Origin of the sequence: Bradyrhizobium sp. 149, from assembly GCF_023073915.1 — a bacterium.
Lineage (GTDB): Bacteria > Pseudomonadota > Alphaproteobacteria > Rhizobiales > Xanthobacteraceae > Bradyrhizobium.
This window is the reverse complement of record NZ_JADPKK010000022.1, coordinates 485,559-501,406: the sequence shown is the minus strand read 5'-3', so window position 1 is coordinate 501,406 and position 15,848 is coordinate 485,559. Positions and strand designations below refer to the sequence as shown.

Sequence of the window (15,848 nt, the reverse complement as noted above, 5' to 3'; positions counted from 1 at the left end):
ACGCCTCGTAGCCATGCGATTTTAGGATGGTTTTGGCGAGCCGGACGGGTTAGGCGATGGGATAAGGCTTCAAATTCTCGGGAGGATAACAATGAACGAAGCACCCCGCATCCAACCGGAAAGGAACGTCGAACTCGGCGCCAGCGACGAGCCGTTCCAGAATCTGCACGAGTTCATCCGGAAAGCGCGTTCCAACCTCAACCAGAATGCCTGGGATTATATCGTCGGCGCAGCCGAGACCGAGACCACGATGCGCCGCAACCGCATGGCGCTGGACGAGATCGCCTTCCGCCCGCGCGTGCTCCGCGATGTCCGCAAGGTCACAGGCTCAGTCGAGCAATTCGGCCGCAAGATGCGCCTGCCGGTGGTGCTCGCCCCAGTCGGCGCGCTCGAGATCTTCGACCCGGATGGTGCGGCGAGCGTGGCACGCGCCTGCGGCACGTTCGGTGCGGCGCACATGCTGAGTTCGGTGTCCGAGCCCGGTCTCGAGAAGACCGCTGAAGCTGCACCCGACGCGCTGCGCCTCTACCAGCTCTATGTGCGCGGCGACGACGCCTTCGTCGCTGACGTCGTCAGCCGAGCCGAGAAGAACGCCTATGCCGCCTTCTGCCTGACCGTCGATACCGCCCATTACAGCCGCCGCGAACGTGACATCGCCAAGCGCTACGTTCGCGAGAGCCGCCTGCGCGCCACTGGCGGCGATTACCAGAAGGGTCTGGAGTGGCGGACGGTGAAGATGATCAAGGACAAGTTCAAGATCCCGCTGATCCTCAAGGGCATCGCGACGCCGGAGGACGCGCTGATCGCGATCGATCACGGCGTCGACTGGATCTACGTCTCCAACCATGGCGGCCGTCAGCTCGATCACGGCCGCGGCGCCATGCATGTGCTGCCCGAGATCGTCGAGGCCGTGAAGGGCCGCGCCAAGATCATGGTCGATGGCGGCTTCGGCCGCGGCACCGATATCGTCAAGGCGATCGCGGCGGGCGCCGACCTCGTCGGCATCGGCCGGCTGCAATGCTGGGCGCTGGCGGCGGCCGGCGAAGCCGGCGTGGCGCGCATGCTGGAGCTGCTCGAGGACGAAGTGCTGCGCTGCCTCGGCCTTTTGGGTGCGACCTCGTTCGCCGAGGTCAACAAATCCTGCCTGCACCAGGCGACCGCAACCAATGCGCCGAGCGTGTTCAGCGCGTTTCCGCTGTTCGACCACGAGCCATATCGATACTGAGTGAAAGGATGCAGGTGACATCGCTCTCTCCAGGCAGCGCGGATGCGCTTCTGTTCGATCTCGGCCGCGTTGTGCTCGATATCGACTTCTCCAAGGCGATCGCCTGCTGGGCGGGACATGCCGGCTGCAAGCCCGACGCCATCGTCGCACGCTATGTGCGTGACAGCGAAGCCTATCGGTTGCACGAGATGGGGAAGATCAGCGACGAAGACTATTTCGCCTCATTGCGAGCCTCGCTCGGAATCGGCATTTCGGACGCGCAGTTCCTGGAGGGTTGGAACGCGATCTTCGCCGGCGAAATGCCTGATATCGCCGAGTTGCTGCCGCGGGCAGCGAAGCAGATGCCTCTCTACGCTTTCTCCAACACCAACCGGCCGCACGTGGACTATTTCTCGAAGGAATATGCCGAAGTGCTCGGCCACTTCCGGCAGTTATATTTGTCGTCGAGCATCGGCCTGCGCAAACCGGACGCGGAAGCGTTCGACCACGTCGTCGCGGCCATCGGCGTGCCCGCCCCGCGGATCGTATTCTTCGACGATCTCGCCGAAAACATCGAGGGAGCCCGGGCGCGCGGCTTGACTGCAGTCCATGTGACCTCGCCGCGCGACGTCGGGAACGCCTTGAAGGCGTTGGGCATCTGACGACAATCCAGCGTCGCGAGGCCTAACGAAATCACGGCCGGCCGGAACTAATTTTGAAGAAACTTAGGAACCGCGTCACTTTGTGCATTTTTATACAGAGTTCCCGGAACGGAATACCGTCTTCCGGACTCTACTGTCCGTTGGGACTTCTACGGACGGACGCATCATCGTGTTGGGCAAAACCTACCTCACCAAGCAGGCCTCTCTTCTTCTTGAGTTCGCCAGGACAACTTCAGACTCGGAGCTTTCGGCCAAGCTTGTGAGCAAGGCCGCCGATCTGAAATCCCAGGCCGATCCGCTGCCCGACAGAGATCAGGGGCCGAAGGCGCCCGACGTAAGTCCGGGGCAGACAGGGAGCTGAGAGACGTTCTTCGGATCATGCCGCGACGCTTGATCTTGCCTCCCAGACTAATGTGAAGCAGCGGGATAAATTGCGCCCGCTCGGCTGTTTTTGCCTCTGCGCGCGCACTCGGCTAGAAGACTTGCGGAACATTCGCCCGAACGTGCCGAGCAGGAGTTTTCGCCGTGGCCTTGATGCCGGTTTCTGACGCGCTTGCCGCAGTGCTGGCGGGTGTAGAGCCGCTGCCCGAAGAAATGGTTTTCCTGGACGAGGCTTACCATCGCGTGCTCGCGCGTGACGTCGCGGCGCGGCGCACGCAGCCGCCGCAGGCGATGTCGGCGATGGACGGCTACGCGGTGCGCGCGGCCGATGCCGCGATCGATTCGAAGCTCACCGTCATCGGCGAGGTCGCAGCCGGCCGACCGTTCGCGGGGACGGTCGGCGCTGGCGAGGCTGTGCGGATCTTCACCGGCGGCGTCGTTCCCGACGGCGCGGATGCCGTCGTGATCCAGGAGGACACGGTCGCCGACGGCAAGCGTATCACGATCAAGGAAGTCGCGATCTCCGGACGGCACATCCGCCCCGCCGGCGTCGATTTCCGCGAGGGCGACGCGCTCCTGCGCAAGGGAAGTCGTCTCACCGAGCGCGATCTCGCGCTCGCTGCCGGGATGAATCATCCGCACCTTGCCGTTTGCCGGCGTCCGAAAGTCGCGATTCTCGCCACCGGCGATGAGCTGGTGATGCCGGGTGCCACGCCCGGTCACGGCCAGATCGTCTATTCCAACGGCTACGCCCTGCACGCGCTCGCCCGCAGCGAGGGCGCCGAGACCATCGACCTCGGTATTGCCGCCGACACGCTTGAGGCCACCACCGCCGGCATCGGCCGCGCCCGCAAGAGCGGCGCCGACCTCCTGATCACGACCGGCGGCGCATCGGTCGGCGACCACGACCTGGTCCAGCAGGCACTAAGGGACGAAGGCATCGCGATGGCGTTCTGGAAGATCGCGATGCGGCCAGGCAAGCCGATGATGCACGGGCGGCTCGGCGCAATGGGTGTGATCGGCCTACCGGGCAATCCCGTGTCGTCCTATGTGTGCGCTTTCCTGTTCATGGTGCCGCTGATTCGCGCGCTGTCGGGCCGGTCAGTGATTCACCATCGCCGTGAGCGTGCCGTGCTGGGCCGCGACGTCGGTGCCAACGATCAGCGCGAAGACTATCTGCGCGCGCGTCTGGAGGAGCGCGACGACGGCACACGCGTCGTCCTTCCCGTCAGCCATCAGGACTCTTCGCTGCTTGCGAATCTCGCTGCAGCACAGGTACTTCTCGTGCGCGCACCGTTCGCGCCGAAGGCCGAAGCCGGCACGGCTTGCGAAGTGTTGCGGCTCCCCGTCTGAGCGCCTCGGCAATGCGCGTTCCGCGAACTCTGCTCTGTTCACGGTAAATTAAGCAGTTGCAGAACATGTATCGAACATATAGTGTCTGTTCATGATTTGTTTCGAGCATGTAGCGGCATATTGCCGAATTCAGCGTCTCGGAATCGGACGACATCAACCGGGAGACTTTGGTCGAGATGTTAACGCGCAAACAATACGAGCTTCTGCGGTTCATCAGTGAGCGTCTGAAGGAAAGCGGCGTGCCGCCCTCCTTCGACGAGATGAAGGATGCGCTCGACCTGCGCTCGAAGTCGGGCATCCATCGCCTGATCACGGCGCTCGAGGAGCGCGGCTTCATCCGACGCCTGCCCAACCGCGCCCGTGCGATTGAAGTCATCAAATTGCCGGAGCTCCAGGCCGCCGCCGGCAGCCGCCGCGGCTTCACGCCGAGCGTCATTGAGGGCAATCTCGGCAAGGTGCGTGCGAGCTCCAGCCTGTCCGCGGACGATGGCGAACGTCCCGTCGCCGTGCCGGTGATGGGCCGGATCGCGGCCGGCACGCCGATCGAGGCGTTGCAGACCCGCAGCCACACTATCAGCGTACCGCCTGACATGCTCGGCTCGGGCGAGCACTACGCGCTCGAAGTGCGCGGCGATTCCATGGTCGAGGCGGGCATCCTCGACGGCGACATGGCGCTGATTCAGCGCAACGAGAGCGCCGATACCGGCGACATCGTGGTGGCGCTGATCGATGACGAGGAAGCGACGCTGAAGCGCTTCCGCCGTCGCGGCGCCTCGATCGCGCTTGAGCCCGCCAACGCCGCCTATGAGGTGCGCATCCTGCCGCCCAACCGGGTGAAGATTCAGGGCAAGCTGATCGGGCTGTACCGGAAGTACTGATACCGGGAGTGCTTGACATCGGGAGTCCCTGATATCGGGAGTCCTTGGCGCCTCGCGCGCTTCTGACCGGCATCGCCGGTCAAAGATTGGAGCGGATCATCGTCCGCTCTGGCTAGATAGTCTTTCTGGTTCTGCACAGACTATCCGGCCCCTCCTCCGGCGCTGGATTCTCGCGACGCCCACGAGCAGCACCGCTTCGTGGCCTCAGATGTTCGAGGAAACGGCGGCCAGCGATCAGGTCCGCAATACGCGCAATGCGATCGAGCAACCGTTGCAGCCAAGCCGGCAATATTCGAGCACGCGGCTCCCGAATGCATCGCAGCGGGCTTTGTTCCTATTGTATTCGGGAAAGATAATGTGATCGCGGCTTGCGGAAGCCAGCCGCAGATTTGCCCACAACCGAGCAGAGCGTTTGTGCTTTCACTCTGATAGAGGCCTGCGCCTCGATAAGAGACGCGGGTTGCTATCCCAGCATGAGGAGCACCCGATGTGTGACTACAGCCTGCATGCCGTCGCGTCGCGTCCCGCCGAAGTCGGCGAGACGATCGTCACGACAACCTTCCGCGGCACCTCGACGCGCGGTTTTGCGTCAGCAGCCGATCCGACCACAGCCGTCTGCCTGCTGCCGGGAACGGAGCTCGCCTTCGCCGACGACGTCCGCTACGACAATCGCTGGATCTGGACGCGCACCATCAATTCGCGCGTCGCCAAGTTCGGCAAAATCGATCCGCACATTCCCGACCGCCATCATGACGCGATCGAATTCCCGGACGGCAAATACGTGCTGGTGACGCAGCTCGTCGAAGGTCAGCGCGCGACCGTGCTACAGCTGCCCGTGACGCAGCCGGTCGCTGAGCGCGAGCACAAGGTGCAGACCATCGCCGACAGGCAGCCGACCATAACGCACCTGCCGATGGGCTGACACCGCCGCCCTCCGGCCACGAAGTCGGAGGCCAGGATTGAATTGCCATCGCCGGCCGCGGCCGGCGAGATGGTGTGGCTCGCGTCCAGCGAAATCCGATCGGATGGACCAAGCCGTTGGATGGACCAAGGCGTTGCAGCTCTCCGCCGCACGAACTTTAAGCCGGCCTGCCTGAATTTTGAACGTCCGCTTCGCAGCCAAATGACCGATGGTGTCAAAGGCTTGAGACGGCGGACACGCTCGATGAATACCTTCCTTCGCGTCGTTGAACTGTGGGTGCCCGACCCGACGCGCATGCGGCTGGAATTTGGTGGCGGCCTCTACGACGAAGGGCTGTCCGCGTTCAAGGCCGTCAGCGAAGAGCTGCACTTCGGATATGACGAGGGACTTCCGGGCAAGGCCTGGGCCTCAGGCCACCCCGTGATCCTCACCAAATTCACCAACTCCTATTTCAAGCGGACCGATCAGGCGCTCGCGGCGGGCCTCACCTGCGGCGTCGCGGTGCCGGTGTTTGCAGGCGAATTCCTGCAAGCCGTCCTGGTGCTGTTCTGCGGCGATGACGAAGCACATGTCGGCGCGATCGAGCTCTGGCACAACGACCCCGATGTCTCCCACGAGATGGGACTCGTCGACGGCTATTACGGCACCGCCGACATGTTCGAATTCAACTCCCGTCACACCAAATTTCCTCGCGGCTTTGGCCTGCCCGGCCGCACCTGGAAAGCGGGCCTGCCGCTGATCATCAAGGACCTGCACGACGCCAAGGGTTTTCTGCGCTGGGAGGACGCGGCCAAGATCGGGATCAATTTCGGCGTCGGCGTGCCCTATCGGACCGGCATGGACCAGACCTGGGTCCTGACATTCCTGTCCGCGCGGGCCACGCCGATTGCGCGACGCTTCGAGATCTGGATCCCGAACGAGACCCGCTCGGCGCTGGTGTTCCGCGCCGGCGATTGCAGCGCGCAGACAGACCTTGCCGCGCTCTATGCAGAAAAATCCATCGCCAGGGGCGAAGGCAGCATCGGCGGGGCGTGGGCCACCGGTATGCCCGCGCTCAACAATGAGCTCGCGCATGACGGCTCGGTTGCCGGTCTTGAGGCCTGCACATCCGGACTGAGCCGGATTGTGGCCCTGCCGGTCATCGGCAATTTCGGGCTCGACGCCGTGCTGGCTTGGTATCTCTAGAGCGTTTTCGAGCGAAGCGGATACCGGTTCACGTGAAGAAAACGCGTCAAAATAAGATCTGGAGCTTCGGTTCTGATCCGATCAATCCTCGGCCTGCAAATCGTTCTCCGCCGGCGTTGCGTCTTTGATGGGGGGCGCGATCGTCTTCGGCGCAAGGCTGCCGTCGAAATCACCTTCGCCGGCGCCAGCCGGCAACCAGGGGCGGCGCGTGCCTCTCGCCCTCACCGCCTGAACCGCAAAGCCGTCACCACGCTGCGTCAGCGCCAGCGCACTCTGGCTGGCGAGCCGCTGCCGGTCGACCACAATCGCGGCGCAATCGGGCGGCGCGGGACGAGCCGTCACCACCAGCGCGGCACGGCTGCAATCGTCCGCCAGCGCGTCGACGCGCTGTGCCAACGCGACCAGCCGCCCGTCGGCGAGTGGCGTCACGCAGCCGGCTTCGTCACAGGACACGCCGTTGGCCAGCGAGGCGCTGGCGGCGTCGCGCGGATCGGCGTCGGCAGCGAGCCACTCCTTGAGCAGAAAGCTGTCCTTGCTCGTCCTGATCAGATGCAGATGTCCGTCCCTGCCCCGCACCGCGACGCTCTGGCCGTCGCCGGCAATCAGGATGTCGGGCTGCCGCACCGATAGTCCCCAGAGGATCGCTGCCAGCAGGACCAGAGCGCCGGACCAGCGCAGCGGCGTGCGCAACAGGCCAAGCACGATGATCCCCAGGCTCGCCGCGATCAGCGGCGCGATCCCGAACGCCGGGATGCGGCCGACCGCGCCCGGCAGTGCCGCGACCCAGCGCGAGACCGCGACCATCCAGTCGATGCCGATCCCCATCAGCCACCAGAACACGCTGTCGAGCCCGAAGGGAGCCGCAAGCAGCCCGAGCAGCCCCGCCGGCATCACCAGCGCCGAGACCACCGGCATCGCGCCGAGATTGGCTAGCACGCCGAACGGCGTGACGCGATGGAAGTGGAAGGCGGCATAGGGCGTGGTCGCAAGTCCCGCTATCAGCGAAGCCATGAACAGCATCGCGATCTCGCGGCCGCCCCACATTGCAATGCGTGCGGTCGCCGAATGATCGGGTGATGCGAACAGGTTTGGCATGCCGATCTGCACCAGCGCCACCAGCCCGAGCGTCGCCGCGAACGACATCTGAAAACTCGGATGCACCAGCGCTTCCGGCGCGACCGCCAGCACGATCAGCGCGGCGACCGCCAGCGTGCGGAAGGTGATGGCGCGGCGATCGACCATCACCGCGATCAGCACCACCGCGGTCATGAAGAACGATCTTTGCGTGGCGACCTCCGCGCCCGACAGCAGCAGGTAGAACGCGGCGGCGACCAGCGCCGCGGCGGCCGACCATTTCTTGATGGCGAAGCCGGCCGCCAGTCCCGGGATCAGAGCGAGCAGCGCGCGCACCGCGAAGAACACGACACCGGCAACTACCGCCATGTGGTAGCCCGAGATCGAGAGTACATGTCCAAGTCCCGAGATGAACATCGCATCGTTGACGGGCGTGGTGATCGCATCGCGTCGCCCGGTGAGCAGCGCGGTCGCGATCGCGCGGTTGTCGCCGTCGAGAGTGGCGCGGATGCGGGCATCGATCGCATCACGCAGGCCTTGCATGAAGGCCGCGTAACGCAGCCGCGAGCCGCCTGTCTCGGGCGGCGCCGCCACCGTGATTGCACCCATTGCGAAACCGGAGGCACCGATGCCCTGAAAGAACATGTCACGCGAAAAGTCGTAGCTGCCGGGCCGCACCGGCGCGAGTGGCGGCATCAGCCGCGCCTTGAGCTGAACGAAGCTGCCGACCTCCGGCGCCGTGCCCTTGCGGACCGACAGGCGCACGCGCTCGAGCCTGACGTCGCTGCGCTGCGCCTCCATCGTGGTCACGCGCAGCACGAAACGATCGGTGCGCTCGCGGATGTCGCGGGCCTCGACGAAGCCTGACAACGACACCGAATAGAGCGGCTTTGCCAGCACCGGGTGGGCAATGCGCGCGGTCTTCCAGGTCGCGACGGCAAGGCCGGCCGCGACCGCCGCGATCATGATGGCCGGGGCGAACAGCCGGCTCCGCCGCAACAGCGCCGCGGCAAGCAAGAGCGCGATTGCCGTCGTGGCTACGACCCACAGCACCGGCTCATGATCGGCGGAGAAATAAAGCGCGATGCCGCAGCCAAACGCTACGGGCACCCACGGCAACAGCCGCCCGGCGCCGGCCTCGGCGCGTAGCCACGCCCGCAGGGTCTGGGCCAGCAATGTCCCGAGGTCGAGGCCTACAGGCGCGAGGCCGCCCGCGGACGCGGTGCGGCCCGCGGGCCAAGTCCCCGCGATCCCGCCTGCGATCCCTTGCGACCGTACCGTCCGGCCCGGCTCCGCCATTCCCTGCACCCGACGATACGCAACGAGAGCCGAAGCTACCGGAACGTGCAGGCGGGTGGATAGCGGTACGGATCAGGAACGAAAGAGCGCGGCCGCTACTTTTCCTCTTCCATCGTCACGGCGACATCGGCCTTGGCCGACAGCCGCACCTTGTTGCCTTCGACCTCGGCAACGAGGTCCTTGTCGATGAAGTGATGATGCCCCTTGTGGCTGCCCTCGCCGCTGTCCTTCTTGGTCAGCTTGATGCGATTGCCTTCGATCTTGTCGACCGTGCCGACGTGGACGCCGTCGGCGCCGATGACTTCCATATGCTCTGCGATGTTCTGCATGTTGGGTTCCTTGTTGGACCCACCCCAACGCGCGGGGCGCATGTTCGTTCTGTCACGCGAATGACGAAGCCGTGTGCCCCGCTCGTCAGATCAGCGGCGCCTGCGACGAAGCGTGGTGATTGACGATCTTCCAGTCGCCGTCCTCGCGCACGATGACCCAGCTCATCTTGACGACCAGATCCGGGCGTTCGCCGGCAAGATCGAACGAGATGGTTGCGGCCATGTTGATCAGATCAGGACCTGCCTGCGCCGCCTCCACATCGGAGAACACCACGCCGGGCTTGCGCCAGCGCGGCAGGCCGTTGAAATAATCCGCGACGCCGTCCCTGCCCCGGTAGAGCTTCGGGTTCGAGCCGAAGAAGAAAGCGTTCCTGGCATACAGCGATGACAACGCGGTCGCATCGAGCGTGGCGAAGCCGGCGCACCATCTTGCGATGATGCCGAAAACGATCGCGTCGGCTTCGTTGCTCATTGTGCCCCTCAGCCCTTTGCAACTTCCTTCGCAAACGTATCCCGCAGGCCGATGGTCCTGGAGAATACCGGCTTGCCGGGCGTCGAATCCCTGTCGCGCACGAAATAGCCCTGGCGCTCGAACTGCATCGGCTCGGTCGAATTGCTTTCCGCGACTGATGCCTCGACCAGGGCATCAGCGAGAATTTCCAGCGACTGCGGATTGAGGTCGCCGGCGAAGTTCGAGGCGTCCGGGCTCGGATTGGCAAACAACTGGTTGTAGATGCGGATTTCCGCGCGCACGGACGTTGCCGCTGCCAGCCAGTGCATGGTGGCCTTGACCTTGCGGCCGTCGGGCGCGTTGCCGCCCTTGGTCGCGGGATCGTAGGTGCAGCGCAGCTCCACCACCTCGCCGTTATCGTTCTTGATCACGCCGGTGCACTTGACGAAATAGGCGTAGCGCAGCCGCACCTCGTTGCCCGGCGACAGACGGAAGAACTTTTTCGGCGGGTTCTCCATGAAGTCGTCCTGCTCGATATAGAGCTCGCGGCCGAACGTAATCTTGCGGGTGCCGGCGGAGGGATCGTCCGGATGGTTGATCGCTTCGAGCTCCTCGGTCTGCCCTTCCGGATAGTTCTCGATCACGACCTTGAGCGGCTTCAGCACCGCCATGCGCCGCTGCGAGGTGCGGTTGAGCTCCTCGCGGATGCAGAATTCGAGCATGCCGACGTCGACGACGCTGTTGGCTTTCGCCACGCCGATGCGCTTGACGAACTCGCGAAGGGCGGCCGGAGGCACGCCGCGACGGCGCATCCCCGCGATGGTCGGCATGCGCGGATCGTCCCAGCCCGCGACATGGCCCTCGCGGACGAGCTGGGTCAGCACGCGCTTGGACAGCAGCGTGTAGGTCAGGTTCAGCCGCGCGAATTCGTACTGGTGCGGCTTCGACGGTACCGGCAGCTTCTCTATGAACCAGTCGTAGAGCGGCCGGTGGTCCTCGAATTCGAGCGTGCAGATCGAGTGCGTGATGCCCTCGATGGCGTCCGACTGGCCGTGAGCATAATCGTAACTCGGATAGATGCTCCACTTGGTCCCGGTGCGCGGATGGTGCGCATGCAGAATGCGGTACAGCACGGGGTCGCGCAGATTGATGTTGCCCGCACCCATGTCGATCTTGGCCCGCAGCACGCGCGCGCCGTTCGGAAATTCGCCCGCCTTCATGCGACGGAACAGGTCGAGGTTCTCATCCACGCTGCGATCGCGGAACGGCGAGTTCTTGCCGGGCTCGGTCAGCGTGCCGCGCGCAAGACGGATCTCCTCCTGGGTCTGGTCGTCGACATAAGCGAGCCCGTCGCGGATCAGCTGCTCCGCCCATTCGTAAAGGCGATCGAAATAGTCGGAGGCGAAGAACAGGTTTTTTCCCCAGTCGAAGCCGAGCCAGCGCACGTCGGCCTGGATGGAATCGATATATTCCTGCTCTTCCTTGACCGGGTTGGTGTCGTCGAAGCGCAGATGGCAGCGGCCCGGAAACTCCTGGGCGATGCCGAAATTGAGCGCGATCGATTTGGCGTGGCCGATGTGGAGATAGCCGTTCGGCTCCGGCGGGAACCGGGTCACGATCTCCTTGTATTTGGCCTGATCGAGGTCGGCCTGGATGATGTCACGAATGAAATCGCGCCCAACCTCAGTCGCCACCGGTTCTGTCATTACGAAAATCCTGTAGGGAAATCAGCGGCTCTTCTGCCAAATTCGGGACGCTGAGCCAAGGCCTTAAGCCGTCCACTGCCGGGCTTTAGTTATGCAGCGGTCCTGTTATATACCACCGCCTCCAATGCATAGGCCCTGCCAAGAATGACCGATTCCGTCGTCACCCGCTTCGCTCCCTCCCCGACCGGCTTCCTCCACATCGGGGGCGCCCGCACGGCGCTGTTCAACTGGCTCTATGCGAAGAAGCACGGCGGCAAGATGCTGCTCCGGATCGAGGACACCGACCGGGAGCGCTCGACGGAGGCGGCGATCGGCGCCATCCTCGACGGCTTGAAATGGCTGGAGCTCGGCTGGGATGGCGACGTCATTTACCAGTTCACCCGCGCCGCCCGTCACCGCGAGGTCGCCGAGCAGCTGCTCGCCGACGGCAAGGCCTATCGCTGCTACGCCACGGCCGAGGAGCTCACCGCGATGCGCGAGAAGGCGCGCGCGGAGGGGCGCACCCGGCTCTATGACGGCCTGTGGCGCGACCGCGATCCGGCGATGGCTCCAAGCGACGTAAAGCCCACCATCCGGCTCCGTGCACCCCAGACCGGCGAGACAGTGATCGAAGACCAGGTCCAGGGCCGCGTGGTCTGGCAGAACGAGAACCTCGACGACCTCGTCCTGCTGCGCGGCGATGGCAATTCCACCTACATGCTCGCAGTGGTGGTCGACGACCACGACATGGGTGTCACCCATGTCATCCGCGGCGACGACCATCTGATCAACGCGGCCCGCCAGAAGCAGATCTACGATGCGATGGGCTGGACGCTGCCGAGCATGTCCCACATCCCGCTGATCCACGGCCCGGACGGCTCAAAACTCTCCAAGAGGCACGGCGCGCTTGGCGTCGATGCCTACCGCGCCATGGGATACCTCCCGGCCGCGCTCCGCAACTATCTCGTCCGGCTCGGATGGAGCCATGGCGATCAGGAAATCTTCTCGACCGAGGAGATGATCGCGGCGTTCGACCTGGCAAACGTCGGCCGTGCCGCCGCCCGCTTCGATTTCGCCAAGCTCGAAAACCTCAACGGGCACTACATCCGCAATGCCGACGATCAATCACTCGTCAAGATGTTCGAAGACGTGCTCGACCACGTCGTGCCCAGCCGCGACGAGCTTAAGGCCAAGTTAAACGACACCACGCGCGCGCAGCTCCTGAAGGCCATGCCGGCCCTGAAGGAGCGCGCCAAGACGCTGATCGAGCTGATCGACGGCGCCTACTTCATCTTCGCCGACCGGCCGCTGGAGCTTGATCCGAAGGCGGCAGCGCTGCTGACGCCGGAAAACCGCAAGCTGATCGGTCAGCTTCATTCCGCGCTGGAGAAAGTCAAGGATTGGAGCGGCGCCGCCACTGAAGCCGCGCTGCGCGCTTTTGCCGAGGAAAATAGTCTCAAGCTCGGCGCGGTCGCCCAGCCGCTGCGGGCGGCGCTGACCGGACGGACGACGTCGCCTGGTATATTCGAGGTTTTGGACGTCTTGGGACGCCAGGAAAGCCTGGGCCGGCTTATGGATCAGGCGAAGGACTAGTCTACGACGTAAGTCGACCCATGCGTGGCGCCATCTTGCAGCGCACACAGCAATAATATACCCATCTCACCCGTACCTTCTGGAACATCCGGCCTGCCCCGCGATATCTCATCGGGGCCTCCGGGTCCGGCCCGTTTCACCATACATCGGGGACCTCTGATGGACGCAAAAGCAAGCAATAAGACCGCCACGCTGACGGTCGGAAACAAGAATTTCGATCTTCCGATCCACAGCGGCAGCGTCGGGCCTGATGTCATCGATATCGGCAAGCTCTACGGACAGTCCGGCCTGTTCACCTACGACCCGGGCTTCACTTCGACCGCGAGCTGCCAGTCCAAGATCACCTATATCGACGGCGACGCGGGTGTGCTGGAATACCGCGGCTACCCGATCGAGCAGCTCGCCGAGAACGGCGACTTCCTCGAGACCTGCTATCTCCTGCTGTTCGGGGAGCTTCCGACCGCTGCGCAGAAGAAGGATTTCGACGACCGCGTGATCCATCACACGATGGTCCACGAGCAGATGGCCCGCTTCTTCCAGGGCTTCCGCCGCGACGCCCATCCGATGGCGATCATGGTGGCCGCGGTCGGCGCGCTCGCCGCGTTCTATCACGACAGCACCGATATCAACGATCCGAAGCAGCGCATGATCGCTTCCATGCGCATGATCGCCAAGATCCCGACGCTGGCGGCGATGGCCTACAAGTACACGGTCGGCCAGCCTTTCGTGTACCCGAAGAACTCGCTGAAGTTCGCCGAGAACTTCCTGCACATGTGCTTCGCCGTGCCGTGCGAGGAGTACAAGATCAACCCGGTGCTGGCTGACGCGCTCGACAAGATCTTCATCCTGCATGCCGACCACGAGCAGAACGCCTCGACCTCGACGGTGCGGATTGCCGGCTCCTCCGGCGCCAACCCGTTCGCCTGCATCGCCGCCGGCATCGCCTGCCTGTGGGGCCCGGCGCATGGCGGCGCCAACGAAGCCGCGCTCGCGATGCTCGCCGAGATCGGGTCCGTCGACAAGATTCCGGAATTCATCGCGAAGGTGAAGGACAAGAACTCTGAAGTCCGCCTGATGGGCTTCGGTCACCGCGTCTACAAGAACTATGATCCGCGCGCCAAGATCATGCAGAAGATGTGTCACGCCGTGCTCAAGGAGACCGGCCATGGCGACGATCCGATGCTCAAGGTGGCGCTCGAGCTCGAGAAGATCGCGCTCAGCGACCAGTACTTCATCGACCGCAAGCTCTATCCGAACGTCGACTTCTATTCGGGTATCACGCTGAAGGCGATGGGCTTCCCGGTCTCGATGTTCACCGTGCTGTTCGCGGTCGCCCGCACCGTCGGCTGGATCAGCCAGTGGAGCGAGATGATCGAGGATCCGCAGCAGAAGATCGGCCGTCCGCGCCAGCTCTACACCGGCGTCACCAAGCGCGACTACGTCGCGATCAAGGATCGGAAGTAAGGTCGAGCCATTACGGCTTTCGAAGCGGCGCCATCTCCGGATGGCGCCGTTTTTGTTTGACGACGCAATCTTGCTGCCGCGCACAACAACAAGTCGATGCACCAGGCGGCAAACGCCTTGACAGGCGAAGCGCTCGGCGCGCAAATTCTTACACTAAGTAAGAATGACGACAGGGATGGAAATGCCGGAGCAGCCGAGAAGTCGGCGGCAGACGCGCGCTGCCATTTTGACTCATCTGCTTCAGTCGGGCGGCTCGTTTCGGCCGCCGCTGGCCAAGGCCGTGCGTCTGTCGGAAGCGAGCCTGTCGCGCATCCTGTTTGATCTGAAGGCTCAAGGCCTGATCGAGGAATTGCGGCGCCCTGCCCCTTATGTCGGCGGTCCGACGGGCCTCGTGTCGCTCGACGGGGCGGTGGCGCTTGCGGCCTTCGAGCTGAGCACGCAGCGGGTCAGCGTCGGCGTCGGGGGCCTGTCAGGTGAGCTGCATTACACCGGGCATGTGCCGCTGCCGAAGACGCCGACCATCTCAACGGTCGGCCGGGCGTTTCGTGAGGCCATGACATTGCTGCGCGACGGGACGCGGCGCCGACGCGTCCCCCTCGCGCAGATCGGCGTCTCCATTCCGGGCCTCGGCCGCTCGGGCGCATCGAGCAATCCGATCATTCCCTGCGACGTCGGACGTATCAGCGACATGCTCGGCGAGACGTTTGCCGGCGTGCCGGTCAAGTTCACCAATTCGGTCGTCGCGCACGCCATTTTTCACCGTTGCCGTACGGAGAATTATCCATTCAGCGGCGCGCATCTCTTCGTCTTCGTCGGCCAGGGCGTCGCGGGGACCTGGATGGATGATCCGGTCGAGGATGATGCCCTCCAGCCGGTCGAACTCGGCCACATGGTGTTCGAGCCCGACGGACCGCGTTGCCGCTGTGGTCATCATGGCTGCGTCGAGGCCTACACGTCGCTTCCCGCGTTGGCCGAGCTTCTTGGCGTCGCCGAAGCCGAGTTGCTTCAGCTCGGCAGCGAATGGGTGACCGCGATGCCGCTCTCGTCGCGCGTGCGGCAGGAATTGCGCCGGCGGCTGTTTCGGCTTGGCCTTGCGATCGGCAATACGCTGAATGTGAAGCCGTGCGAGGGCATCGCGATCAGCGGCTGGCCCTCGCTTCTCGCCGAGGACGATCGCAACGCTCTCGTCGAGGGGATCGACGCCAGCCTGTTGGGCGGTCGCAAGCACGCGCAAGTGTCGCTCGCTTTCGTGCCGCCGTCGAATGGCAACGATCCGCGGGCGGCGCTGGCATTCGCGGCTTTCTGTCTCGCTTGCCGCGGCGGCATGCCGGCCGCATCAAGCGAGGCCGCCTGAGATACCTGATGCCG

14 protein-coding genes are annotated in these 15,848 nt (G+C 64.2%); 10 read left to right on the top strand and 4 right to left on the bottom strand.

Translation table 11 applies throughout. From position 1 onward, the window contains the following. Positions 1-91: 91 nt before the first annotated feature. From IVA88_RS20015 to IVA88_RS19985, 7 genes are all read left to right on the top strand, one after another. Positions 92-1,225, top strand: a complete 1,134-nt coding sequence (locus IVA88_RS20015; RefSeq protein WP_247498921.1) for an alpha-hydroxy acid oxidase — start codon at positions 92-94, stop codon at positions 1,223-1,225. A gap of 8 nt (positions 1,226-1,233) precedes the next feature. Next, complete coding sequence (locus tag IVA88_RS20010; RefSeq protein ID WP_247498920.1) at positions 1,234-1,866, top strand: HAD-IA family hydrolase; 633 nt, start codon at positions 1,234-1,236, stop codon at positions 1,864-1,866. Between the two features lie 169 nt (positions 1,867-2,035). After that, positions 2,036-2,227, top strand: a complete 192-nt coding sequence (locus IVA88_RS20005; protein WP_247498919.1) for a hypothetical protein — start codon at positions 2,036-2,038, stop codon at positions 2,225-2,227. Between the two features lie 164 nt (positions 2,228-2,391). Next, positions 2,392-3,600 (top strand): gephyrin-like molybdotransferase Glp, encoded by a 1,209-nt coding sequence (gene glp, locus IVA88_RS20000; protein ID WP_247498918.1) that lies wholly within the window; start codon positions 2,392-2,394, stop codon positions 3,598-3,600. Between the two features lie 176 nt (positions 3,601-3,776). Further along, entirely contained in the window at positions 3,777-4,478 is a 702-nt protein-coding gene (gene lexA / locus IVA88_RS19995) for a transcriptional repressor LexA (protein ID WP_247498917.1), read from the top strand. A 487-nt stretch (positions 4,479-4,965) separates the two neighbouring features. Beyond that, positions 4,966-5,400: a hypothetical protein gene (locus IVA88_RS19990; RefSeq protein ID WP_247498916.1), complete on the top strand. Its 435-nt coding sequence runs from the start codon at positions 4,966-4,968 to the stop codon at positions 5,398-5,400. A 243-nt stretch (positions 5,401-5,643) separates the two neighbouring features. Then, entirely contained in the window at positions 5,644-6,585 is a 942-nt protein-coding gene (locus IVA88_RS19985; protein WP_247498915.1) for a GAF domain-containing protein, read from the top strand. 81 nt (positions 6,586-6,666) lie between these two features. Here the strand turns inward: IVA88_RS19985 and IVA88_RS19980 are convergent, their stop codons facing one another. The 4 genes from IVA88_RS19980 to IVA88_RS19965 form a co-directional block, all read right to left on the bottom strand. Continuing rightward, a complete protein-coding gene (locus tag IVA88_RS19980) occupies positions 6,667-8,958 on the bottom strand; it encodes a ComEC/Rec2 family competence protein (RefSeq protein ID WP_247498914.1) in 2,292 nt (763 codons plus the stop codon). Positions 8,959-9,053: 95 nt separating this feature from the next. Further along, positions 9,054-9,287, bottom strand: a complete 234-nt coding sequence (locus IVA88_RS19975) for a DUF2171 domain-containing protein (RefSeq protein ID WP_247498913.1) — start codon at positions 9,285-9,287, stop codon at positions 9,054-9,056. Between the two features lie 85 nt (positions 9,288-9,372). Then, on the bottom strand, positions 9,373-9,759 hold the full coding sequence (locus IVA88_RS19970) for a nuclear transport factor 2 family protein (RefSeq protein WP_247498912.1): 387 nt from the start codon (positions 9,757-9,759) through the stop codon (positions 9,373-9,375). A gap of 8 nt (positions 9,760-9,767) precedes the next feature. Next, complete coding sequence (locus tag IVA88_RS19965; protein WP_247498911.1) at positions 9,768-11,444, bottom strand: glutamine--tRNA ligase/YqeY domain fusion protein; 1,677 nt, start codon at positions 11,442-11,444, stop codon at positions 9,768-9,770. Positions 11,445-11,588: 144 nt separating this feature from the next. On the opposite strand from IVA88_RS19965, the gene gltX reads away from it, so the two are divergent. The 3 genes from gltX to IVA88_RS19950 all read left to right on the top strand — a co-directional run bounded on the left by gltX (position 11,589) and on the right by IVA88_RS19950 (position 15,834). Beyond that, on the top strand, positions 11,589-13,016 hold the full coding sequence (gltX, locus tag IVA88_RS19960) for a glutamate--tRNA ligase (protein ID WP_247498910.1): 1,428 nt from the start codon (positions 11,589-11,591) through the stop codon (positions 13,014-13,016). Between the two features lie 159 nt (positions 13,017-13,175). Then, a complete protein-coding gene (gene gltA / locus IVA88_RS19955; protein WP_247498909.1) occupies positions 13,176-14,480 on the top strand; it encodes a citrate synthase in 1,305 nt (434 codons plus the stop codon). Between the two features lie 175 nt (positions 14,481-14,655). After that, positions 14,656-15,834, top strand: a complete 1,179-nt coding sequence (locus IVA88_RS19950) for an ROK family transcriptional regulator (protein ID WP_247500358.1) — start codon at positions 14,656-14,658, stop codon at positions 15,832-15,834. The last annotated feature ends 14 nt before the right edge of the window (positions 15,835-15,848 follow it).